Source organism: Streptomyces sp. SP18CS02, assembly GCF_036322365.1.
In the GTDB taxonomy this organism is placed as follows: Bacteria; Actinomycetota; Actinomycetes; order Streptomycetales; family Streptomycetaceae; genus Streptomyces.
Map to the genome: position 1 here is coordinate 64,976 of NZ_JAQYXC010000277.1, position 22,857 is coordinate 87,832.

Sequence of the window (22,857 nt, forward strand, 5' to 3'; positions counted from 1 at the left end):
AAGTGGAAGTCGAAAATATATGGAACACAAGCCAGAAAAGGCCTCTCCGGACTTCACCATTCACCGACGGCTGGTGCGTGAAGGAAAAGCGAACACAGTACAGTGACATGGATCTGCTCCCCGGCAGCAACGGGGCATCCCGTCCCCAGGAGGACCTCGGGACGGGACCACAAGAGCGCTCTCCGATCCGGCACCTGCTGGATGACCCCTTGGCGCCTCTCTTGCGGACAATGCTCCTCGCACCTGCGGGGATAGGCACACTCAAGACGCCTCCGGCATCGCTCCGAACACCTGGAGCAACTCCGCTCGCCATCTCGCCCCCGCCCGTCGGTCGAGTGAATGACACCGAACTTGGCACCTCTCTTACGAAGACACCACGAACAACCTGCGTGTTGCAGTCGCAAGCTTCCTGGAGCCACCTCTAGATTGTCCGCACAACAAGACGGCAGTCGCAATGGAATGAATCCCATGCGATTGATGGATCATCAGAAACAATGGAGCTGACGGTCATGCAGGACGCCCCCGCCCCTCCGCCCTGCCCACCTCGCGGCATCCGCGCGGTGCTCGCCCGGCTTCTCCGAATGAAAACCAATATCGGAGCCTCGCTGCGGAAGCTCCGGCACATCGCCCGCCGACTGAGTCCCACCATCGTGGCCAGCGTTGTGTACGGGGTCACGGTGACGGCCTCGGACCTCGTCACATACAGCGTGGGATGGGTGCAGAGCCGATGACCGGCCGGTTTCCTCGCCGCCAGCGCGGGTCAATATCGACGCCGTCCGCCTCGCCGAGGTTCGTCACGAGTGCGGTACCCGGCCGGGACTCGAGTGCGAGAGGCGTCGCCTGGGTTCAGACGCCGTCCGACGGGTTGGCGGTGTGGACGATCGCCGGCAGCAAAGGGTGAGGCGAAGCGCCTTGATGTGTCCTTGCTCGACAAGCTGCGTCAGCGGCGGGCTGGCATGTCTCCCGCTCCGAGCGCGAGTTCGCTTCGCTTCACCCCTCTTAGTGAAGGCCCTGGTCGGAGCCAGCATCTTGATCATCGCGTGAATCACTTCGGAGACGCCGTGCCGTCGGCGCGAACCGTCAGGGCCTCATCCGGTGCCAGGCACTCCTGCCCGATGCCGCAGCGCGGGGAACGAGTCCGGGGTGGGCACAGCGTTCGGTGTCCTCGGAGCCGCCTGTGGGCTGCACTTTTGGCGGCAGGAACCCCTCGTCGCCGAGGTCCACGACCGGCTGATCGGCCTGTGCGTCACCCCCGGCGAGAGCATCGTCTGCCCGGACCCCGCCGGCCTTCCGGCATCCGCTGGTCCGGCCTCTCGGCGGAGAGGATCGCCGCGATCCCGGCCCCGGCGGCACGGCACGGCACGGCACGGCACGGCACGGCACGGCACGGCACGGCACGGCACACCGCTGGACGAGCTGAGCACGGAACGGTTCCGCCAGGTGGCGAACGGATCGGCTCGTCGCGGCGGTTCACGTTCCCGCGCCGGCTCCCCTCGGAGGCGGCCGTGCTCTTGGCCCAGGGCATCGACCGGTGCGTCGGGTCGGCGGCGGGCGAACGGAGCGTTGCCCGGGTGGATGCGGGAGAGCGCGACGCCTGGATCGGCGGACGACCGAGGCGGGTCATGCGCCTCACCGTGGACCAGGTCGTCCCACTCGGCAGTGACCCGGGGCTCCGGGGGACGCACCGGTGGGATCCGGCCAGATCGGCGTGGGCTCGGGGAGACCTTGGCCACATCCCTCCCCTTCGGGTATCCCGAGGGTGCCTCCGGATGTTGGGGCCGGTGAACACACCCGAGTTATGGACAGGACATGAAAGACGTGAATTCCAGCCGCGCAGCCGACACCCTCGCCCGCCCGTTCTCCGTCCGCGGGCTCACCTCGCGCAACCGGATCGCCATGGCGCCCATGACCCGGCAGTTCTCCCCGGGCGGTGTTCCCGGGCAGGACGTGGCGGACTACTACACCCGGCGGGCCGCCGGGGGTGTGGGGCTGATCATCACCGAGGGCACCTACGTCGACCACCCCTCCGCGGGCACCAGCGACCGGGTTCCGCGGTTCCACGGCGAGGACGCCCTCGCGGGCTGGGCCGGTGTCGCGGACTCCGTGCACCGGGCGGGCGGCGCGATCATCCCGCAGCTGTGGCACGTGGGCGTCACCCGCACCGAGGGGGCCGGGCCGGTGGCGGACGCGGAGCCCGTCGGCCCCTCGGGCGTCTCCCTGGCGGGTGAGCCCAAGGGACGCGCCATGACGCAGCAGGACCTGGACGACGTCATCGCCGCGTTCGCCGACGCGGCGGCCGCCGCCGAGCGCATCGGCTTCGACGGCATCGAACTCCACGGGGCGCACGGCTACCTCATCGACCAGTTCCTGTGGGCCGGCAGCAACCGGCGTACCGACGCCTACGGCGGCGACATCGTCGCCCGGACCCGGTTCGCCGCCGAGATCGTGGCCGCCTGCCGCGCGGCCGTGTCCGACGCCTTCCCCATCTTCTTCCGTATGTCCCAGTGGAAGATGGACGCCTACGAGGCGAAGCTCGCCGAGACTCCCGAGGAGCTGGAGTCCCTGCTCACGCCGCTGGCCGCGGCCGGCGTGGACGTCTTCCACGCCTCCACCCGCCGCTACTGGCTGCCGGAGTTCGACGACTCCGACCTCAACCTCGGCGGCTGGGTGAAGAAGATCAGCGGCCTGCCCACGGTCACCGTCGGATCGGTCGGCCTGGACGGTGACTTCTTCAACGCCTTCCAGGGCAACGGCTCCCAGGTCACCGGTATCGACCAGCTGCTGGACCGGCTGGAGCGCGACGAGTTCGACATGGTCGCCGTCGGCCGCGCGCTGATCGCCGACCCCGAGTGGGCGGAGAAGACCCTGGGCGGGCGCACCGGGGACATCACGCCGTTCGACGCGGGGATGCTGTCCACCCTGCGCTGATCCGGCACGCTTCCGACGCGCGCGTGGCATCCGGCCACGGTCGGCGCCTCGCGGCGTCGGTCGTGGCGGGTGCCGGCCGCGCCTTCCCGCTGCGCCGCACGGGTGGTCATGGACAGAGCAGAAACGTTCCTGCATGTGCCAGAGGCATACGCCGGCACACGCGCGTGGTTCCTTGATGCCGCGCCCGGCCGCGAAGGCCGGCCGGAACGAGCGAACGGAGCAAGCCATGAGCACCACCAGCGGGCTGCCCAACGGTGTCGTCGTGATCAGCCCCCCTGAGGGCGCCCCCTGTCCGCCGCAGACCCTGGGTCTGTGGCGGCACTACAACTGCGGCGGCGAGGCGTACGGCATCGGTGCCGGCCACAACGTCGACCTCAGCCGGCTGCCCCTCCCGGGCGGCGGCAGCATGGCCAGGAACGTGTCGTCCTGGGTCAACCTCACCGACACGGACGCGAAGCTGATCAGCAGGAGCGGTACGCGCATCCTCCCGGCCGGCGAGAAGCTGGAAGAGCCGAAGGAGCACAACGACACGGTGGAACGAGTCGAGTGGGTCCTCTGACCCCGGCCGGCTGACGTGCGGGGCGGGCACGCGCGAACGCACCCGCCCCCCATGGGTTCACCCCCGCGCCCCTCACGGGCCCTCTCCCCTCCCACGACCCGCCGGGCCCCACCCCGTACCCGCGTCCCGGCCCCACCGGCCCCACCGGCCCCACCGGCCCCACCCGATCCCCGCGCGTCCCGCCCCCCGGGCCCTCCCGGATCCCCGCGCGTCCCGGCATCGGCCCCGGGCATCCGCCCCGCACGTCACGGAAACCCTTCCCCCGGAGCGGACCAATATCTGACCCCGCTGAATGAGAATTCGACGCGACGCCCGGTGAGAATTTCTCACTCGACAGGCCGAGTGGAATTTCGCACCCCGCACGGCCGATCCAGCCGTGCTACTGTCGACACCAGTTGCAGTTGTGGTTCCCAAAAACTCCAAGTACCTCGACGGCCTTCACCGGCCTCGGGAGTTCTCTTGTATTTCCGGTCGTTTTTCCGGTAGGGGCAATCATCGCGGCGACGCGGAGTCCGCACAGTGCGGGCTCCGGGCACTGCCCCGAAGGAGATTTGACATGGCATCTGGCACCGTGAAGTGGTTCAACGCGGAAAAGGGTTTCGGCTTCATCGAGCAGGACGGTGGCGGCGCTGACGTGTTCGCCCACTACTCGAACATCGCCGCCCAGGGCTTCCGCGAGCTGCAGGAAGGCCAGAAGGTGAACTTCGACATCGCGCAGGGCCAGAAGGGCCCGACGGCCGAGAACATCGTTCCCGCCTGATATTGACGCGTAGGACGAGCTGGGGCCCGCACCTTGGGGTGCGGACCCCGGCTCGTTGCTTTTGAGGGCTCAGCCCTCCTCCCCACCTGCCGTCCGGCGATCACGGCCACGGCAGGAAGGCGTCCGGATCCGAGGCCCCTCGCCCGGCGGGCGCCACACCCGTCCTCGGGTCAGAATTCCGTATGGGTTTCGACGCTTCCGCACTTCAGGACCGCGACTCAGGAATCACCGATCCGGCGCCCGGACGACCCGGCGCATTCCAGTGGTCGAACCCGCTGATGCTCCGCAGGTCGATTCCGTTTCTGCTTTCATTTCGGCTCGTTCTCGCGATTCTCCGCGCTGCTCATTCGCCGCGGTAATTCCTTGATACGTGCCGCATCGAGGAAGGTTCCGTATGAACCGCACACGCACGAACGACCGCTCTTCCCGCACCCGTACGCCCGGCGGCTCCGGCCGGGCCGGCGGCTTCGGCGGCACTGCCACCACCCGGTCGGGCGCACCCGGCCGCCCCGCCAGGACGAACCGCTCGGGCGGTCAGGGCCGGCGGCCCGGCGCCGTCCAGGGCGAGTTCGCCCTGCCCGTCACGCTGACCCCCGCGCTGCCCCCGGTCGAGGGGTTCGCCGACCTCGACATGCCCGAGCAGCTGCTGGCCACCCTCACCGCCCAGGGCGTGTCCGCGCCCTTCCCGATCCAGGGCGCGACGCTGCCGAACACGCTGGCCGGCCGGGACGTACTGGGCCGCGGCCGTACGGGATCCGGGAAGACGCTGGCCTTCGGCCTGGCGCTGCTGGCCCGTACGGCGGGCCGGCGCGCCCAGCCGAGGCAGCCGCTCGCGCTGATCCTCGTGCCGACGCGTGAACTGGCCCAGCAGGTCACCGACGCCCTCACCCCCTACGCCCGCTCGGTCAGGCTGCGCCTGGCCACGGTGGTGGGCGGGATGCCGATCGGCCGGCAGGCCGGGGCGCTGCGCGGCGGGACGGAGGTCGTCGTGGCGACCCCGGGCCGGCTGGCCGACCTGATCGAGCGCGGCGACTGCCGGCTGGACGAGGTCGGGATCACCGTCCTGGACGAGGCCGACCAGATGGCCGACATGGGCTTCATGCCCCAGGTCACCGCCCTGCTCGACCAGGTGCGTCCCGGCGGCCAGCGGATGCTGTTCTCGGCCACCCTGGACCGCAACGTCGACCTGCTGGTACGCCGCTACCTGAGCGACCCGGTCGTGCACTCGGTGGACCCCTCGGCCGGCGCCGTCACGACGATGGAGCACCATGTGCTGCACGTCCAGGGCCATGACAAGGAGGCCGCCACGACGGAGATCGCCGCCCGCGACGGCCGCGTGATCATGTTCCTGGACACCAAGCACGCGGTGGACCGCCTCACCCGCAGCCTGCTCGACAACGGGGTACGGGCGGCGGCCCTGCACGGCGGGAAGTCGCAGCCGCAGCGCACCCGCACGCTCACGCAGTTCAGGACCGGCCATGTGACGGTGCTGGTGGCCACCAACGTCGCGGCCCGCGGCATCCACATCGACAACCTCGACCTCGTCGTCAACGTCGATCCGCCCACCGACCACAAGGACTACCTGCACCGCGGCGGCCGCACCGCCCGGGCCGGCGAGTCCGGCAGCGTGGTCACGCTGGTCACCCCGAACCAGCGCCGCTCCATGGCCCGTCTGATGGCCGCCGCCCGGATCACCCCGCAGATCACCCAGGTGCGCTCGGGCGAGCCGGAGCTGAACCGGATCACGGGTGCGCAGGCGCCGTCCGGCGTGCCGGTCGTCATCACGGCCCCGGCGGCCGAGCGCCCCCGGCGCGGCGGCTCCTCCCGGCCCCGCCGCGGCCGCGGTGGGCAGGGACGCCGTACCGGCCGTCCGCAGTCCGCCTTCGGCGCTGCGGCCTGAGGGACCAAGGGGGGCGTCTTGTCGATCAGGCCGGAGCAGTGAGCGGCGAGGCGCGGTGCCGGACGTCGCTGGCCCGGCACGATCGGCGGGACACCCCCTCTCGGGAGCGCCCGGCCCCTCGATCAGGACGACGCCACTTCTCACGCAGGAGGCTCTTTTGACTCTGGTCCACACGCAGTCCGTCCCGGTGGACGCCGCCCCCACGGCCCGAACGGTCCTCGACGCCATGGACTCGGCCGGGCCCCAGGTCTGGGACGACATGACCGTCGAAGTGGCCCTGTCCGTCATGGCGGGTGCCCGCGCCGGGCACCTGCTGGTCCGCGACGGCGACGGCCGGTGCACCGGCCTGGTCACCCTGGCCGGGCTCCGCACCGTGCGCGACAGTCCCGCGTACACGGACCGGATCCGCCTGCGGGACGTCGCCGCCGGATCGGGCCCCGGTGGGCCCTTCCTCCCGCCCCACACCCCGATGACGGAGGCCCAGCACCTGCTGCGTCACCGGCGGCTCGGGGCCCTGCCCGTGGTCGACGAACACGGCCGCGCCCTGGGCGTCCTCGCCCTCTCCCGCTGAACCACCTGCTCCCGCTGAACCACCTGCCGGACCACCCGCCGGACCACCCGCCGGGCTTCGGCCGCGGTCCCGCTCCGGAGCACCCGCCCTCCCTCCCGTACCTTCCCTCCTTCTCCCTGTGAGGTCTCATGCGCTGCGTCATCGCCCGCTTCCCGTTCGACCTGACCAAGAGCGGAGTGCTGGAATCGATGAAGGGCGTCAAGCCCGAGCCGGTCACCGGTGACTACGTCGTCATCGGGCGCCGTCACTACCCCGTCAAGCAGGTCGGCGAAGTCGTCACGCGCCAGGACCGCCGCGACTTCAGCGCCGGTGAGGTGGTCCGGGCCATGACCCAGCTCGGCTTCACCTGTCGCGGGCCCGCCCAGGCCGCGCCCGCGCCCGTCATGACCCCGTTGGAGCGGGCCTCCTCCATGCTCGGCACCGCCGCGTCGATCTGACGGGCCGGCTCCGCCGCACGCACCGAGGGCCCGACCGGCATGTGCCGGTCGGGCCCTCGGTGCGTGCCGCCCCGTTCCGTGGCGGTGGCGGGTCGTCGGTGGCGGGTCGGTGGTGGCGGGTCAGTGGTCGGAGTAGCTGAAGTCGCCGATGGTCCAGGCGCTGACGTCCTCGATCGCGACGCGGTACATGCCGCCCGTCTCCGGGATTCCCACCGTGCCCTGAAGGATCCGGGCGACATGGAAGTGCAGGTGTTCGGGGGGCCCGTCCCTGCGGGCGTCCGTACGGAAGATTCCGGAGAAGTCGCTCAGGCGGGCCGAGTCGGTCAGGACCTCCGCCACGCGCTGCCGCCATACCGCTTCGGGAGCCAGCCGGCCGGTGATGACGGCCCCGCCGACGACCACGGTCAGGGACATCTGATTGCTCTGCCCGGACTCCACCAGGGCGGCGACGCCCACGAGCAGCTCGTCAGGTTTCGACATGGAAACCGAGTCTATTCATCTGTCCCGCCCCGCGCCCTCCACAAACCGGACACCGGAGTCTCCCGTTCCCGTCGTACGGCATGTCCGCCCGGGGTGCGGGCGAGGGATACGGGACCGAGGCACAGGCAGCGGATACCGGACCGGGGTACGGGAGAGGAACCCGTCCCGAATCCGCGATCCCGCACTTCTCGTCCCCGTTCGGACGGATTCGCCGACACAGGAGGCCGTCGCGGTATCCGAGCCGGCAGGTGGTGTAATTCCTTGGGGCCCTGGTGCCGTACGGCGCCGGGGCCCCTCGACTTGTTTCCCAGGATTCCGATTCCCTCACGTGTCCTGACAGAGGTGCAGATGACAGCAGAGAACCCGACAGGCCCGCTCGGCGGTCACCTGGACGACGACGACTACCCCGCCTACACGATGGGCCGGGCCGCCGAGATGCTCGGCACCACGCCCGGCTTCCTCCGCGCGATCGGGGAGGCCCGCCTGATCACCCCGCTGCGCTCCGAGGGCGGCCACCGGCGCTACTCCCGCTACCAGCTGCGGATCGCCGCCCGGGCGCGGGAGCTCGTCGACCAGGGCACGCCGGTCGAGGCCGCCTGCCGCATCGTCATCCTCGAGGACCAGCTGGAGGAGGCCCAGCGCATCAACGCCGAGTACCGGCGCGCGGCCGCCGAGCAGGCGGAGAACGGGTCCGACTGAGCCCGTCGCCCCCCAGGTCGTGCCGGCCGCCGGCCCACGGACCCGGCCGCGGGCCGGTGGACACACGGCACCCGTCGGGGACACAGGGCCGGTGGGCACAGGGCACCCGTCGGGGACACAGGCCCGGTGGACACACGGCACCCGCCGGAGGCACAGGGCCGGTGGGCACAGGGCTGTGCGGCCGCCGCCCGGTTCCGCACCCCCCGCCCTCCCCCGCCGACGGCCGGGCGCGCACCGCTCTGAGTACAGTGCGAGCCTCGACGTCACCGGCAGGGAAGGCAGAGGATGAGCGGCTGGAAGTGGGCGATGTCCACCGGTGTGAACCTCCTGCTGGGCATCCTCGCGATCATCCCGCTCTGGATGCTCCTGCTGTTCGTGCTCAACTTCCCGCTCGCCTCGATGGGCCTGTCCGAGCGGGAGCCCACGGAGAACGACGGGATGCTGCCCTGGCTGATCATCCTGGTGCCGTTGCTCGTGGGCACGGCGGCCCTGTGGCTGACGCTCAACGCGCTGATGCGCCGGAGGACCGGGCTGCCCGGGCGGAGCTACTGGTCGATCAGCTCCGCGACGGTACTGGTCCCCACGGTCACCACATGGGTCCTCGTGACCGTCCTCTGACCCGCCACGGCCGCGACCCCGACCGTCTCCGGACCGCCCACCGGCCGGCCGGTGCCTCCGGCGTCTTCGAGGCGTCCGGTGTCTCCGGTGCCTCCGAGGTGCCCGGTGCCTCCGAGGAGTGGATCACCTCACATCCTCCATCCCTTGCCCGCCACGGGAAGACCCCGCCGGGCCGGGCTGACGGACCCTCACCCCATGTGAACTTTGGATGTCCACGGTGCAACTGGCTTACTGTTCTTGACAATTACCCGACGTACCGATGGTAAGATCACCTTACATTTCAGTGGGCTGATGGCGCATGGGGGCATTCCGAGAGGGATGGATTCTCGGCCCCACATTCGGAATGGCCTTCCCGACGTGGCACCGGCCGAGGCTCCAAGAGCCCGGAACGGCACCGCGCCGAGCAGCGCCGATCCGTTTCCGTAGCCATGGCACTTGAAGTGAGTCTCATGACATTTGCACAGAGCCTCCTCCTCTGGGCACTGGTGGTCGTAGCGCTGGTCTCTGTGGGTGCCGTCCTGCGTGCTCGCACGACCAACATCCGGCTGCGCAGGCAGAACGCCGACCTCCAGGGGGAGCGCGACACGCTGCTGCGGCAGCGTGACGATCTGCACGCCGCGCACTCCGGTGTCCTGCACCGGCACGCCATGGAGCTCTCCGAGGTCCGCAAGGACGCCGAGGAGGAGACCAAGGCGGTCCTCAAAGCGGCGGTCCGCACGCTCCAGGGCCTCGCGGACGAACAGCAGGTGGTCGTCGAGAAGGCGCAGAAGAAGTACGGCGACGACCCCCAGATGCTGGCCGACCTGATGGCCATCGACCACGCCAACAGCCAGTTCGGGCGCCGGGCACAGGGCATCGCGGTGCTGTGCGGCGGCTGGCTGGGCCGCCGGGAGACCGTCGCCTCGGTCTTCGACGTGGCCCGCAGCGCCCAGGGCCGTATCCGGCAGTTCGACCGGGTGCGGATCAACGGACAGGTGAACTTCTCGGTCGTCAGCAAGGCCGTGGAGCCGGTCGCGGTGGTCCTCGCCGAGCTGCTGGCCAACGCCACCAACTACTCCGCCCCCGGCACCCCGGTGGAGATCAACATCCAGGCCGTGCCCAAGGGCGTCTGCCTGATCGTCGACGACGCCGGTCTCGGCATGGGCCAGGAGGAGAAGGACCGCGCGGCGGCCCTGCTCGCTCCGCAGGCCGCGATCAGCCTCTCCAGCCTGGGCATTCCGCCGCAGTTCGGATTCGCCGTCTCCGGCATGCTGGCCGCCCGCTACGGGTTCCGGGTGTCGGTGGATTCCGTATCCCCCTATGGAGGCGTACGCGCCGTGGTTCTGCTGCCCGACGAGCTTCTCACCAGTGACGCCCCGCCGCCCGCGGCGGTCGGCGGTCACGAGGCCCACGTCTCGGAGTTCGCCCGGCGTCAGACACCCGCCCCGCCGCCCACACCGCTGTTCCCCCCGGCAGCACAGCCGGCCCCCGCCCCTCAGCCCGCGGGCCAGGTCACCACTGCCGGTGGCCTGCCGAAGCGTCGTCGCAAGAGCCCCGTCTCCGCCGTGCCGTCGGCCGATCTGGCTCCGGTGCCGAGCAACGAGGAGACCGCTTCCCGCCTGGGCGCTTTCCAGCGCGGGACCCGGTCCGGGCGTGACACGACGACGATGGAAGGACCCGAGATCCAGTGAACCCCGAACTGTCGTGGGTACTCAACGACCTGCTCCAGGTACCCGGCGCGCGCCACGCGATCCTCGTCTCGGCCGACGGTCTGCTGCTGGCCAACTCCAATGAGATCGGCCGGGACGACGCGGAGACCGTCGCCGCGGCCATGAGCTCCATGCAGTCGCTGAGCCGGGCCGTCGGTCCCTTCATCGGGAGCCAGACCCCGGGCCGCTGGCGGCAGACCCTCCTGGAGTACGAGGGGGGCTGGATCTTCCTCATCGCGGCGGGCACGGGTGCCTACCTCGCCGCCGCGGCAGCGGCCGACGTGGACATGGAGGCCATGTCCTTCCGTATGCAGCAGCAGGTGAGCGCGCTCGGAAAGGCGATGACCACACCTCCCCGCCAGAGCGCCGGAAGCGACGCATGACGACGCCGGGCGAGGAGCAGGCGGTCAGCAGCGGGTTCGTCCGGTCCTACGTCATCACGGGCGGACGCGGTCTGCCCGACCCGGACGAGCTCTCGCTCGTCACCCTGGTCACCATCGCACCCGACCGGCAGCCGCACCCGAACCCGAGCCCCGAGGTCCGGGCGATCTGGGAGCTGTGCTCCGGGGGCTACCTGTCGGTGGCCGAGGTGGCGGGCCGCCTGGAGCTGCCCGTCGGGGTGGCGCGCCTGCTGCTGAAGGATTTAGCGGAACAGGGTCACCTCATCCGCCGCAAGGCGCCGCCACCGGCCCAGCTCGTTGACAGGAAGATCCTCGAAGAGGTGTTGCATGGACTCCATGTCCGGTTCGGCTGAGAACATCTACGTGCCGGACGCGGTGCAGCGTGCGGCGAAGATCCTCGTCGTCGGACACTTCGCCGTGGGCAAGACGACGCTCATCGGCACCCTCTCCGAGATCGCCCCGCTGCGTACCGAGGAGAGGATGACGCAGGCCAGTGCCCAGATAGACGACCTGCGGGGTGCGCCGGACAAGGTGACCACGACGGTCGCCCTGGATTTCGGCCGGCTGACGCTGAGCGACGAGCTGGTGCTGTACCTGTTCGGCACGCCCGGTCAGCAGCGCTTCGTGGAGCTGTGGGAGGACATGGCCCGGGGTTCGCTCGGCGCCCTGCTCCTCGTCGACCCGTCCCGCCTCGCCGACACCTTCCCGGTCATCGACCTGGTCGAGACGTACGGGCTGGAGTACGCGGTCGCCGTCAACAGCTTCACCCCCGGCTCCCGCCACGCCGAGGAGGAGCTGCGTGAGGCCCTCGATCTGCTGCCGTCCACACCGGTCGTGTACTGCGACGCCCGGGACCAGAAGTCGTCCGCCCAGGCGCTGATCACCCTGGTCCAGCACCTCCTCTCGCGCGTGGACTGATCCCCGTTCCACCCGCTTCCGGCATTCCGCCGCCCCCCGACATCCGACCGGTGCCCCGACAAGGCCCGCGATCACACCGAGGAATCACACATGGACTCTCAGCCGGGAGCCTCCCCGTACAGCGTCCCCGCTGGGTGCCCGATGCACCGTGAGCGGCAGACGTCGCTCTACGGACCGGAGTTCGCCTCGAACCCGCAGCGCGTGTACGACGAGTTCCGGGCGCACGGGCCCGCCGCGCCGATCGAGCTGGCGCCCGGCGTGGACGCCACGCTGATCGTCCAGCACGAGGCGGCACTGCGGGTCCTGCAGAACCCCGCCCTGTTCGCACGGGACGCACGGCGTTGGGGGGCGCTGCGGGAAGGGCGCGTACCGCTCGACAGCCCGGTGCTGCCGATGATGGCGTACCGGCCCAACTGCCTCTTCACCGACGGCACCGAGCATCTGCGGCTGCGCAAGGCCGTCACCGAGAGCCTCGCCCGGCTGAACTCCAGCCGGCTCAGCCGGGACGTCGAGCGCATCGGTGACTACCTGATCGACCAGTTCATCGAGCGCGGCAGTGCCGACCTGCTCAACGACTACGCGAAGCTCCTGCCGCTTCTGCTGTTCAACCAGCTCTTCGGCTGCCCCGGTGACATCGGTGACCGGCTGACCCGCAACATGGCCGCGATCTTCGACGGCGAGGACGTGCTGCGGGCCAACGCCGATCTGACGGCCTGCCTGATGGAGCTCGTCGCCTTCAAGCGCCGGACGCCCGGCGAGGACATCACGTCCTGGCTCATCCAGCACCCCGCGGGCCTGCGCGACGAGGAGCTCAAGGACCAGCTCGTCATGCTGATGGGCGCGGGGGTCGAGCCGGAGCGCAACCTGATCGCCAACGCGCTGCTCCTGCTGCTCTCGACCGACGGCTCGGGAGCGAACCGGCGCGGTTCCGGGATGCTGGTCGAGGACGCCCTCGACGACGTGCTGTGGAACAACCCGCCCATCGCCAACTACGCGACGCACTACCCGGTCCAGGACATCGATCTGGGCGGCGGGGTGACGCTGAAGGCGGACACCCCGGTACTGATCAGTTTCGCCGCCGCGAACAGCGACCCCGAACTCACCGACGCCCGCCAGACCCTGAGCAAGGGCGCGCACCTGGCGTGGGGCGCGGGGCCGCACGTCTGCCCGGCGAAGTCCCCCGCCCAGCTGATCGCGCTCACCGCCATCGAGAAGATCCTCAACGCGGTGCCGGACCTCACCCTGGCCATACCGGCGTCCACGGTCGAATGGCGGCCGGGGCCGTTCCACCGGGCCCTGGTGTCCCTGCCCGTGCGGTTCAGCCCGAGTGCCGCCCGGCACACCGCGACGGCCGCGCAGGCGATGCCCTCCGCACACCGTGTCCCGGCCCCCGAAACGGTGTCCGCGCCGCACCGCGCCGCCCACGCGGAAGCGCAGAAGAAGCCGAAGGGCTGGTGGAGTTCCTTCCTCGACGTCTTCCGTGTGTGAGGGGTCGCCCGCCCTCCTGTCGAACGCCTGATCCATTGGCCGATAAATCACCTGACGGTCTGTCCGGTCAGGCGCTTGACGGGGCTTATGTCCTGTGACGGGGACAACAGACGGCAACGCTTGGCGAGTACATGCGGAGGGGTAGGTTCTGGCCGTAATCAGGTGCCGAGAACAAGGGACTCCGCGTGAGCGCCATATGTGGCACAGACAGGCCGGCCGTCGACCGCCGTGCTCTCATCCCGCTGCTCCGGCGCCTGAGGACCCCTGAGGGCCAGGCCGATCCCTACCCCGTCCTGGACGAGCTGAGAGCCATGGGCGACGTCGTACGGGCCCCCTGGGGCGGCTATCTCCTCACCGGCTACGACGTGTGCGACCAGGTCCTGCGCGGCCGGAACTGGTTGGCACCGGACTTCGCCTGGCAGGAGCGCCAGTCGGACACCGACCGCTGGGACGCGATCGCCACACAGGAGATGACGAAGACGCTCTCCCGGCTCAACGCGCCTGATCACACGTGTCAACGGCGCAGTCTCGGCAACCTCTTCGACCGCTCGACGATCCAGCGGCTGACCCCGCACGTCGAGCGGCACGTGGACCGCCTGCTCGACGGACTGGCCGAGGGGCTGCGCCGGGGGGAGGCGGACTTCGTCGGCCTCGTCGGCGACCGGCTCCCGATCAGCACCATCGGCTCCTGGCTGGGGATCCCGCCCGAGGACCACCCGGCCATCCTGGAGATCACCCACAACCAGGTGCACGCCCAGGAGCTGCTGCCCACCAAGCGTCAGCTGGCCCTGTCCGCCGAGGCGACCGTCCGGCTGCGGGCGTACTTCACCGGCCTGGTCGGGCGGCGCCGCGCCACACCCGGCGACGACGTCCTGACCGGCTGGATCCGCACCTGGGACGCGCTGGAGCCCGACCGGGCGACCGCCGACGAGATCCTCTACCGCCTGACCATGTTCGTCACCATCGCCTCGCTGGAGACCACCGCGACGCTGCTGTCGACCATGGTGTGGCTGCTGTCGAGGGAGCCGGGCCAGTGGGCCTGGCTCGCCGAGCACCCCGAGCACGTCGACGCCGCCGTCGACGAGGTGCTGCGGTACGACCCGCCCATACACGTCAACACCAGGGTCGCCGCCGACGACACCGTCCTCGCGGGCGTCCCGATCGCGAAGGACAGCATGGTCCACGTCCTCTACGGGGCCGCCAACCACGACCCCCGCCGCAACGCCGACCCGGCGCTCTTCGACATCCTGCGCCGGGGCGACCACCTCACCTTCGGCGGCGGCGTCCACTACTGCCTGGGCGCGGCGCTCGCCCGCCTGGAGGCGCGCACGCTCCTGGCGGGACTGCTGCGCCGCTTCCCCACCCTGCGCCCCGCCGCCCCGCCCGGGTACGCGTCCCGCATGGTCTTCCGGCGCGTGACCTCGCTGAAGGTGACGGTATGAACCTCGCGCCCTCCGACTACCTGGCCGCGCACCTGCCGCAGGCGCCACACCTGCCGCCGACTTCGCACATACCGCAGACCCCACCCATACCGCAGAACCCGCACATACCGCAGAACCCGCACATACCGCAGAACCCGCCGGGCGCCCCCACCGCGCAGGCCCCCCCGGCCCCACCGCACGGCCCGCACGGCCGGCAGGCGCCGCGTGACCCGTCAGGAGCGCCCGGACCGCAGGCGGCCCCGTCCGGCCGGCCAGCCCGGGTACGCACGCTGCGCGAGGGTCATGTCCTGCACCTGGAGCTCCACTGTCCCGACACGGGCAACGCGGTGACCGAGGAGATGCTGGACGACCTGCTGGCGGTGCTGGCCGTGCCGGACCCCGATGTCCGGGTGCTGGTCCTCAGCGGCGCCGGCGACGACTTCTGCCTGGGCGGGGACCGTACGGAGTTCGCCGACTGGCTCGACGAGGACCCCACCGGGCGGGGCATCCGGATCGCCGGAGACAAGGCCCGCCGCGTCTGCGAGGCGCTCTCCGCCGGGCCGGCCGTCACCATCGCCCGGGTGCAGGGCAGGGCCATCGGCGCCGGGCTGGCGCTGGCCCTCTCCTGCGATCTGCGCGTCGGGGCCGACACCGCCGGATTCCGGCTGCCGGAGCTGGCGCTCGGGCTGCCCACCGCGTGGGGCGGTGTGCTGCCGCGGCTCATCCACGAGGTGGGCGCCGCCCGGGTGCGCGAACTCATCCTGACGGGACGCGCTTTCGGCGCCGCCGAGGCGTACGGCCTGTCGATCCTCCAGCGCGTGGTGCCCGAGGACGCGCTGGACGAGGCGGTCGCCGCATGGGCCAGGCCCGTCGTCCGCCGCCCGGAGGCCGCGCTCCGGGTCACCAAGGCGCTGCTCAACTCCTACGCGGCCCCCACCCGGCTGGCCGACCCGTCCCTGCTGGACGGGGAACTGATGGCCGCGGTCGCCGCCGCGACCCGCCGCGGCCGCCACGGCGGGGAGGCCGGGCCCGTACAGGGCCGGTGAGCCGGGCCGGCAGGCCTGGAGGCCGGCAGTCGCGGGGCCGGTGAGCCGGGGGTCCGGGTGCGGCGGCCCCTCGGGCCCGGGACCCGGGGCCCCGGCCGGTGGGCGGCCGCGCACACGTCGACGGCCGTGCCGCTCAAGCCGGCACGGCCGTCGGAACGAACGGCACCCGGAGGGCCGTCTGACACGCATTCCGGTCCGGGGTGCATGGGCGAAGCCGGGGGGCGACACCTTCAGGACGCCACGGGGCTTCGCGGACGGAAGCCGGCACCGGCCGGCTACCAGTAATGCCGTCGCCCGCCGACGGCGTGCCCGAGCGCTCCGAGGATCCACAGGATGGCCCCGATGACGAGCAGGATGATTCCGATGGTCCACAGAATGGAGATGCTCAGCACCCAGCCGATGACGAGCAGGATGACCCCGAGAACGATCATGGCGCCCTCCGATCTTGCGATGTACCTCTCTCTCAGCGTAGGCGCTGCGGGGCGGCCCGGCCTCTTGAGCCGTCGCCTCACCGGGGCACCGGACGCCGGGGGGCCGTGGGCTTCGCCCGGCGGGTCGGGAAGGGCCTTCCGGGCGGGGTCGCGAGGGGCTGCCGACGGGCGGCGAGGGGTGTCCCCCAAAGCGGAACTGCGGGACGGAACGGCGGGAAGACGGAACGGCCGCCGCTGAATCCGGAAACGGCGGAAGGGGGCACGCCGAAGAACTCGGTGTGCCCCCTTGCCGTAATAATTCCGGGCGGCTATTCCACCAATGCTTACCACTGCCCCACTGGTTTGCGTTCTCACCGGTGAGGGCCACTGGTCTGTTTGTTTCTGCCGTGCCGTCAGCCGTGACGACGCCCGCCGGCTACCAGCGGTACCAGCGGCCTCGTCGGCCACTCGGGCCCGTGGAACGGGCGACGAAGCCGATCAGCCACACCACCAGCACGATGACGGCGATCCACCACAGGGCCTTGAGTGCGAATCCCGCACCGAAAAGGATCAGGGCCAGAAGAAGAACGAGAAGAAGGGGAACCATATTTATCGACCTCCGTTCCGCCGTCTGCCCCGGTATTCCGCAGGTACACACTCGCATGACCCGTCACTTCCTCGGCGGCCGCCGGGACTCGGCCGGGGCGCCGGGGCGGGACGCGCGTCCTGAGCGGGACGGGAGGCGTGCCGCGGGGTGGCTACGCGCCGGTCTCGATCAGCGCGAGGGTGATGTTGTCGGGGCCGCCCGCCTCGATGGCCGACTTCCACAGCTCGAACGCGGCCCTGCCGTCGTCGTGGAGCCGCAACAGCTCTTCGAGCGCGTCCTGCGGTACGGGATCGGTCAGGCCGTCGGTGCACACCAGGTACCGGGCGCCCGGGGCGAACGGTGAGGTGGCGACATGGGGTGTGATGGGGTGGAACCGGTCCGCGCCGCCGAGCGCCTGGGTGACCAGGGTCGTGGTGCGCTCCCCCTCGGCGAGCGGCGGACTGTCGTCCACGCTCACCTGGCGCAGGCCGCTCCCGCCGGCGTCGAACACCCGGCTGTCGCCCACGTTGAACACCAGCAGGTGCTCCGCCAGGACGACCGCCCCGGCGACCGTGGTGCCCATGGTGAACAGCTCCGGGTCGCGGTCCGCCGCCGCGTACACCGCCTGGTTGCAGGCGTCCAGGGCATCCCTGACGGCTTCCTCCCCGTCCAGGGACGGTCCGAGCGCGGCCAGTTCGGTGGCGACCAGCGCACTGGCCACCTCGCCGCCCGGCTGCCCTCCGATGCCGTCGGCGACGGCGACGACGAGCGGGGTGCCGAGGGGGAACACGAGCGTCTGCGGGTTCTCGGTCACGGTCCCGCAGAGCGTCCACGGACCCGCCACGAGACTGTCCTCGTTGAGGCCCCGGACGAGCCCGGGATGGCTCAGGGCGGTCACGGTCACGTACGGCATCGCATCGTCCCGCCTCTCCATGGCGACAGGAGCGTCCCGTGCCTCCATTGTGGCGCCGGGGGGCGCCCGGCGCCGAGACGGGCAGCGGTGGAGCCCTGCCGCAGCCGGGCGCCGCGCCCCGAGTTGCGGGGCGGGGTCACCGGGGTTATGCCGAAGTGGGCGGGCGCCATACCGGTGTCCCTCCCCCAGGATGGTGGTGAACCACCGTGCTGTTCACCGATCGCACGGATGCCGGACGACGTCTCGCCGAGGCCCTGCTGCACACGCGCGGGGAGCGGCCCGTCGTCCTGGGCCTGCCCCGTGGCGGGGTCCCGGTGGCCTACGAGGTGGCGCGCGCGCTCGGCGCCCCGCTCGATGTGATCGTGGTCCGCAAGCTCGGGGTCCCGTACCACCGGGAGCTCGGGTTCGGGGCCATCGGCGAGGGCGGCGTACGGGTCATCACGGACGACATCGTGCGCCGCAGCGGGGTCGGGGCGAGTGACATCGTCTCCGTCGAGCACGCCGAGGAGGAGGAGCTGGCACGACAGGCGCGGCGGTTCCGCGGCGACCGGGCGCGGGTGCCGCTGGGGGGCCGGACGGTGATCGTGGTGGACGACGGGATCGCGACCGGTGCCACGGCGGCCGCCGCGTGCCAGGTGGCGCGGGCCCAGGGAGCGGCCCGGGTGGTGCTGGCCGTACCCACGGCCCCGCCGGACGCGGTGGCCCGGCTGCGCGAACAGGCGGACGAGGTCGTGTGCCTGTCCACGCCGCACGCCTTCCGGGCCGTGGGCGAGTGGTACGAGGACTTCTCCCAGACCCCGGACGAGGATGTGGTCGCGCTCCTGGCCCGGTCCACGGCCGCCCCCCTCGGGGGCCCTCCCGGAGGCGCCGAGGCCGGGCCCACCGAGGAGCTGGAGCTCGACGCGGGCGGGGTCTCCCTGACCGGGGACCTCACTCTGCCGCGGGGCGCGGAGGCGGTCGTGGTGTTCGCCCACGGCTCCGGGAGCAGCCGTCACAGTCCACGGAACCGTTCGGTGGCGGGGTTCCTGAACCGGGCCGGTCTGGGCACCCTGCTCCTCGACCTGCTGACACCCGCCGAGGCGGCCGACCGGGCCAATGTCTTCGACATCGAGACCCTGGCCGGCCGGCTGACGGACGTCGCCCGCCGGCTGCGGCTCCGGGAGCCCCTGCCGGTCGGGTACTTCGGGGCGAGCACGGGTGCCGCGGCGGCGCTGCGGGCCGCCGCCTCGCCCGGCACCGGCGTCGGGGCCGTGGTCTCCCGCGGCGGCCGGCCCGACCTCGCCGGGCCGCGGCTCGCCGACGTACGGGCACCCGTCCTGCTGATCGTGGGCGGCCGCGACACGACGGTGCTGGACCTCAACCGCCGCGCCCGGGCGGCCTTGCGCTGCGAGAACCGCCTCGACGTCGTACCGGGCGCCACCCACCTCTTCGAGGAGCCCGGGGCGCTGGACACGGTCGCCGGCCTCGCACGGGACTGGTTCGTCGACCACATGACGTCGGGGTGACGTCGCGGCGGCGACCCGGGGCCGCGCCTCCCGCCCGGCATGCCGCCGGCCCGCCGGGCGGTACCCGACGGGCCTCTGCGGACAGCGAACCGGCACGACCGCCACGACCGCCACGACCGTCACGACCGGCGGGACCGGCGGGACCGGCCAACGGGTGGCCTCGCGGTGGAAGGTCTAACGGGTGGCCTCGCGGTGGAAGGCCGAGCGCGCCCACAGGTAGCCGACCAGGCTCAGGCCGACGCTCCAGGCGAGGGCGATGACGGCGCTGTTGCCGATCTCCGTGCCCAGCAGCAGGCCCCGCAGGGTCTCGATGATCGGGGTGAAGGGCTGGTACTCCGCGAACCACGCCAGGCCGGCGGGCATGGAGTCGGTCGGGACGATGGCGCTGCCGATGAAGGGGAGGAACGTCAGCGGCATGGGCATGTTGCTGGCCGTCTCGACCGTCTTGGCCACCAGCCCCATGGCGGCCGCCAGCCAGGTGAGGGCCAGGGTGATGAGCGCGAGCAGGCCGATGGCCGCGATCCACTCGACGGGCGTGGCGTCGGGGCGGAAGCCCACGAGCAGCGCGACGCCGGTGACGAGCGCGATGCCGATCATCGTCTGGATCAGACTGCCGACGACATGTCCGGTCAGGAACGACGCACGGGAGATGGCCATCGTGCGGAACCGGTTGACGATGCCTTCGGTGACGTCGACGCAGACGCTGATGGCGGTGGTCAGGGCACCGGAGGTGGCGGCCATGAGGATGATGCCCGGGGCGACGTAGTCGATGTACTCGCCGCTGCTGGGCATGGTGCCGATGCCGCTCCCCAGGGCACCGCCGAACACGAAGTTGAAGAGGAGCAGCATCATGACGGGCATCACGACGACCGTGAGCGTCAACGACGGGTAGCGCAGCGCGTGCTTGATGTTGCGGCGGAGCATGGTCATCGAGTCACGGACGCCGTACGACATGGTGGTCATCGGACGTTTCCCTTCTGCGGGTCCGCCGGGGCGTCCGACGAACGGGTCTGGCCGGTGAGAGTGAGGAACACGTCGTCGAGATCGGGCGTGTGCACGGTGAGTGCCTCGGCCACGATCGACGCGCCGTCCAGGACGTCGAGCACGGCACGCAGGGCCGGAACACTGCCGTCGCTCGGGATGCGCAGGGTGAGTGCCTCGTCGTCGCGGACAAGGCCCACCGGGTCGAAGAGGGCGTCCGCCGCGTGCAGCGCGCCCTCGTCGGCGAACCGGAGCCGGATGTGGCCGCCGGGGATGCGGCGCTTGAGCTCCTCCGCGGTGCCCTCGGCGACCAGCCTGCCCTGGTCGAGGACGGCGATGCGGTCCGCGAGCTGGTCGGCCTCCTCCAGGTACTGCGTGGTCAGGAAGATCGTGACGCCGTCGTCGACGACCAGGCTGCGGATGATCTCCCACATGGTCCGGCGGCTGCGCGGATCGAGCCCGGTGGTCGGCTCGTCGAGGAAGATGACGCGCGGGTCACCGACCAGGGTCATCGCCAGGTCGAGCTTGCGGCGCATGCCGCCCGAGAAGGTGGAGACGGGCTTCGTGGCCGCCTCGGTCAGTTCGAAGCGGTCCAGCAGGCCGGCCGAGCGCCGGCGGCCCTCGCGGCGGTCCAGGTGGTTCAGGTCCGCCATGAGCATCAGGTTCTCGCGGGCGGTCAGCAGGTTGTCCACCGCCGAGAACTGGCCGGTGACACCGATCGAGGCCCTTATCGCGTCGGCCTCGACAGCCAGGTCGTGGCCCGCCACGCGCACCTCGCCGGCGTCGGCGGAGATGAGGGTGGAGAGGATCTGGACGGTGGTGGTCTTCCCGGCGCCGTTGGGGCCGAGGAGGGCGAAGATCGTTCCTTCGGGGATCGTCAGGTCGATGCCGTCGAGCACCACCTTGTCGCCGTAGCGCTTGGAGAGGCCCGAGGCGCTGATCGCCACCGGGGCGCCGGTGGCGCGGGAACCGGTCATGGCGGTCGTGACAGTCATGGCAGCCCTGCCCTTTCACTGGTGCGGTCTGGTGCGGTCTGGTGCGGTCTGGTGCCGTCATGGGGGTGTGGCCGTCCGGCCGGACGGGCCGTACGACGGAGTCATGTGCCGGGGTGCGGTGGTGCCGGAGCGGGAGACGCTCGGGGTCCGGAGGGGGGCGAGCGCGGGTGGGGAGGTCCGGGTGCCGCGGGGCTCCGGCCCGCTCACGGGTCCGGCGCCGCCGGATCACGGGCCTGGAGGCCGCGCCGGACCGCGAGGTCCGGGCGTCGCGGTGCCGGTGTGCCGGTGTGCCGGGGCCGGGGTCGGGTGGCAGGCCGCGGGGCCGATCAGGGGGCCGGTCGCAGGGGCCGATCAGGGGCGTCGCGGACCGGGAGGACGCCGGGCGGGCGCGGGAGCCGGCAGCGCGGTGGGAGAGGGGCCCGCAGGGGGCCGGGTGCCGGGGGCAGAGGCCGGGGACCCGTCAGCGGGCCGGGCCTGGCCCCGGCGGGCACCGGGCCGGGGCCGGTCGGGCTGTCAGGGTCGGGTGTCGAGGGCCGGGTGTCGAGGGCCGGGGCCGGGTGAGGTGCCGGTCAGGAGGAACGGCGGATCACGATGTCGCCGATCCCCGTGCGCGCACGCACCTTGACGGTCTCGTCGCTGGAGCCGGGCCCGTCGGAGGGATCGAGCGAGTTGCGCACCTTGCCCAGTTTGGTGTTCACGTCGAGCCAGGCGGTGGTGGACCGGCGGATGCCGATCTCGACCTCCCCGGCGGCGGTCTGCAGCTCGGCCTGACCCCGCACCACCTCGCCGACCCGGATGTCGCCGTTGGCGGACTTGGCGTCGATCCCCGCCTGGACGGCGTCGACGGAGATACGGCCGTTGGACGCGTTGACCCGCAGATCGCCGGCCACCTCGCCGATCGTCGTCTCGCCGTTGCCGTTCTTGACGACCGCGGTGCCCCCGATGCGGCCGATGTCGATCCGGCCCGCCCCGATCGCCTCGGTCTCGCCCTCCACCCGTTCCACACGGATGTCGCCGTGGCCGGTCCTGAGGTGGGCGGTGGACGCCTCCTCGACCTGGATGTGGCCGACGGACGTCTTGAGCCGGCAGTGTCCGAAGACGCCCTCGCAGGCGAAGTCCCCCACGGCCGAGGTGCCCTGGACGTCCGAGCCGGCGGGAAGCCCGATGGTCACGTCGACCGATCCGCTCCTGCCGAAGAGGGACCGCTTCCTGACCCCCTTCACGAGCAGCCTCCCCCCGGTGAGGGAGACCTTCGTCTGCTGCGCGGCCCGTACGTCGGCCTCCTCGGTGCTGTCGCTCGGCACCACCTCGACCACGGTGTCCGTGCGCTTGCTCGCGGTGATGCGGACCGACCCGACGTCGAACTCCACCGTGACGGAGATCGGTTCCGGGGTCTCGAAATCAGGCATGGCTGTCCCGTCCTCATGGCTGTGGTGCGCGTTCCCGCCGGCAGGGCGGGTGCGATGACAAGTGGTGCCGTACGCGTGGCGGTTCGCCCATGGACCCGGGCGGGCACGCCCGCCCCCCCACGCTCGGCGGGCGGAGGTCCTGGA

General features: G+C 71.6%; 23 protein-coding genes. 16 read left to right on the plus strand and 7 right to left on the minus strand.

Going from position 1 to position 22,857, the window contains the following annotated elements; all coding sequences use genetic code 11:
• Nucleotides 1-1,809: 1,809 nt before the first annotated feature.
• The 6 genes from PUR26_RS13970 to PUR26_RS13995 all read left to right on the plus strand — a co-directional run bounded on the left by PUR26_RS13970 (nucleotide 1,810) and on the right by PUR26_RS13995 (nucleotide 7,155).
• Nucleotides 1,810-2,928, plus strand: a complete 1,119-nt coding sequence (locus PUR26_RS13970; protein WP_329872586.1) for an NADH:flavin oxidoreductase — start codon at nucleotides 1,810-1,812, stop codon at nucleotides 2,926-2,928.
• Nucleotides 2,929-3,154: 226 nt separating this feature from the next.
• Nucleotides 3,155-3,487: a hypothetical protein gene (locus PUR26_RS13975; protein WP_329872587.1), complete on the plus strand. Its 333-nt coding sequence runs from the start codon at nucleotides 3,155-3,157 to the stop codon at nucleotides 3,485-3,487.
• Nucleotides 3,488-4,043: 556 nt separating this feature from the next.
• The gene (locus tag PUR26_RS13980) at nucleotides 4,044-4,247 is read left to right on the plus strand and encodes a cold-shock protein (RefSeq protein WP_014047008.1); all 204 of its coding nucleotides are present in this window, start codon (nucleotides 4,044-4,046) and stop codon (nucleotides 4,245-4,247) included.
• 394 nt (nucleotides 4,248-4,641) lie between these two features.
• Complete coding sequence (locus PUR26_RS13985) at nucleotides 4,642-6,147, plus strand: DEAD/DEAH box helicase (protein WP_329872593.1); 1,506 nt, start codon at nucleotides 4,642-4,644, stop codon at nucleotides 6,145-6,147.
• Between the two features lie 157 nt (nucleotides 6,148-6,304).
• Entirely contained in the window at nucleotides 6,305-6,718 is a 414-nt protein-coding gene (locus tag PUR26_RS13990; RefSeq protein WP_329872595.1) for a CBS domain-containing protein, read from the plus strand.
• 128 nt (nucleotides 6,719-6,846) lie between these two features.
• Nucleotides 6,847-7,155, plus strand: coding sequence for an SCO5918 family protein (locus PUR26_RS13995; RefSeq protein ID WP_329872597.1), 309 nt, complete (start codon nucleotides 6,847-6,849; stop codon nucleotides 7,153-7,155).
• Nucleotides 7,156-7,275: 120 nt separating this feature from the next.
• Here the strand turns inward: PUR26_RS13995 and PUR26_RS14000 are convergent, their stop codons facing one another.
• On the minus strand, nucleotides 7,276-7,635 hold the full coding sequence (locus tag PUR26_RS14000) for a hypothetical protein (RefSeq protein ID WP_329872599.1): 360 nt from the start codon (nucleotides 7,633-7,635) through the stop codon (nucleotides 7,276-7,278).
• Nucleotides 7,636-7,983: 348 nt separating this feature from the next.
• Here PUR26_RS14000 and PUR26_RS14005 point away from each other — a divergent pair, with 348 nt between their 5' ends.
• The 9 genes from PUR26_RS14005 to PUR26_RS14045 all read left to right on the plus strand — a co-directional run bounded on the left by PUR26_RS14005 (nucleotide 7,984) and on the right by PUR26_RS14045 (nucleotide 15,914).
• A complete protein-coding gene (locus PUR26_RS14005) occupies nucleotides 7,984-8,334 on the plus strand; it encodes a helix-turn-helix domain-containing protein (RefSeq protein WP_329872600.1) in 351 nt (116 codons plus the stop codon).
• Between the two features lie 285 nt (nucleotides 8,335-8,619).
• Nucleotides 8,620-8,952 (plus strand): hypothetical protein, encoded by a 333-nt coding sequence (locus PUR26_RS14010; RefSeq protein WP_329872602.1) that lies wholly within the window; start codon nucleotides 8,620-8,622, stop codon nucleotides 8,950-8,952.
• Nucleotides 8,953-9,401: 449 nt separating this feature from the next.
• Nucleotides 9,402-10,622, plus strand: a complete 1,221-nt coding sequence (locus PUR26_RS14015) for an ATP-binding protein (protein ID WP_329872604.1) — start codon at nucleotides 9,402-9,404, stop codon at nucleotides 10,620-10,622.
• A complete protein-coding gene (locus tag PUR26_RS14020) occupies nucleotides 10,619-11,023 on the plus strand; it encodes a roadblock/LC7 domain-containing protein (RefSeq protein ID WP_329872605.1) in 405 nt (134 codons plus the stop codon). Before PUR26_RS14015 ends, PUR26_RS14020 begins: the two co-directional genes overlap by 4 nt.
• A complete protein-coding gene (locus tag PUR26_RS14025; RefSeq protein ID WP_329872607.1) occupies nucleotides 11,020-11,394 on the plus strand; it encodes a DUF742 domain-containing protein in 375 nt (124 codons plus the stop codon). The genes PUR26_RS14020 and PUR26_RS14025 overlap by 4 nt, the downstream gene beginning before the upstream one ends.
• Nucleotides 11,369-11,959 carry a GTP-binding protein gene (locus PUR26_RS14030; protein ID WP_329872609.1) on the plus strand — a complete coding sequence of 197 codons (591 nt, stop codon included), beginning with the start codon at nucleotides 11,369-11,371 and terminating at the stop codon, nucleotides 11,957-11,959. The genes PUR26_RS14025 and PUR26_RS14030 overlap by 26 nt, the downstream gene beginning before the upstream one ends.
• A 90-nt stretch (nucleotides 11,960-12,049) precedes the next feature.
• Nucleotides 12,050-13,447, plus strand: a complete 1,398-nt coding sequence (locus tag PUR26_RS14035) for a cytochrome P450 (protein WP_329872611.1) — start codon at nucleotides 12,050-12,052, stop codon at nucleotides 13,445-13,447.
• Nucleotides 13,448-13,758: 311 nt separating this feature from the next.
• Nucleotides 13,759-14,889 carry a cytochrome P450 gene (locus PUR26_RS14040; RefSeq protein ID WP_329872677.1) on the plus strand — a complete coding sequence of 377 codons (1,131 nt, stop codon included), beginning with the start codon at nucleotides 13,759-13,761 and terminating at the stop codon, nucleotides 14,887-14,889.
• Between the two features lie 269 nt (nucleotides 14,890-15,158).
• Complete coding sequence (locus PUR26_RS14045; protein ID WP_329872679.1) at nucleotides 15,159-15,914, plus strand: enoyl-CoA hydratase/isomerase family protein; 756 nt, start codon at nucleotides 15,159-15,161, stop codon at nucleotides 15,912-15,914.
• 275 nt (nucleotides 15,915-16,189) lie between these two features.
• Here PUR26_RS14045 and PUR26_RS14050 read toward each other — a convergent pair whose 3' ends face one another.
• From PUR26_RS14050 to PUR26_RS14060, 3 genes are all read right to left on the minus strand, one after another.
• Entirely contained in the window at nucleotides 16,190-16,345 is a 156-nt protein-coding gene (locus PUR26_RS14050) for a DUF6131 family protein (protein ID WP_329872613.1), read from the minus strand.
• A gap of 415 nt (nucleotides 16,346-16,760) precedes the next feature.
• Entirely contained in the window at nucleotides 16,761-16,931 is a 171-nt protein-coding gene (locus PUR26_RS14055; protein WP_329872615.1) for a DUF5670 family protein, read from the minus strand.
• A 151-nt stretch (nucleotides 16,932-17,082) separates the two neighbouring features.
• Entirely contained in the window at nucleotides 17,083-17,823 is a 741-nt protein-coding gene (locus PUR26_RS14060; RefSeq protein WP_329872617.1) for a PP2C family protein-serine/threonine phosphatase, read from the minus strand.
• Nucleotides 17,824-18,029: 206 nt separating this feature from the next.
• Here PUR26_RS14060 and PUR26_RS14065 point away from each other — a divergent pair, with 206 nt between their 5' ends.
• On the plus strand, nucleotides 18,030-19,328 hold the full coding sequence (locus PUR26_RS14065) for a phosphoribosyltransferase (RefSeq protein ID WP_329872619.1): 1,299 nt from the start codon (nucleotides 18,030-18,032) through the stop codon (nucleotides 19,326-19,328).
• Nucleotides 19,329-19,502: 174 nt separating this feature from the next.
• On the opposite strand, the gene PUR26_RS14070 is transcribed toward PUR26_RS14065, so the two are convergent.
• From PUR26_RS14070 to PUR26_RS14080, 3 genes are all read right to left on the minus strand, one after another.
• Nucleotides 19,503-20,291, minus strand: coding sequence for an ABC transporter permease (locus PUR26_RS14070; RefSeq protein ID WP_329872621.1), 789 nt, complete (start codon nucleotides 20,289-20,291; stop codon nucleotides 19,503-19,505).
• On the minus strand, nucleotides 20,288-21,304 hold the full coding sequence (locus PUR26_RS14075; protein WP_329872623.1) for an ATP-binding cassette domain-containing protein: 1,017 nt from the start codon (nucleotides 21,302-21,304) through the stop codon (nucleotides 20,288-20,290). Before PUR26_RS14075 ends, PUR26_RS14070 begins: the two co-directional genes overlap by 4 nt.
• Nucleotides 21,305-21,873: 569 nt before the next feature.
• Nucleotides 21,874-22,713 carry a DUF4097 family beta strand repeat-containing protein gene (locus PUR26_RS14080; protein ID WP_329872625.1) on the minus strand — a complete coding sequence of 280 codons (840 nt, stop codon included), beginning with the start codon at nucleotides 22,711-22,713 and terminating at the stop codon, nucleotides 21,874-21,876.
• Between the last annotated feature and the right edge of the window lie 144 nt (nucleotides 22,714-22,857).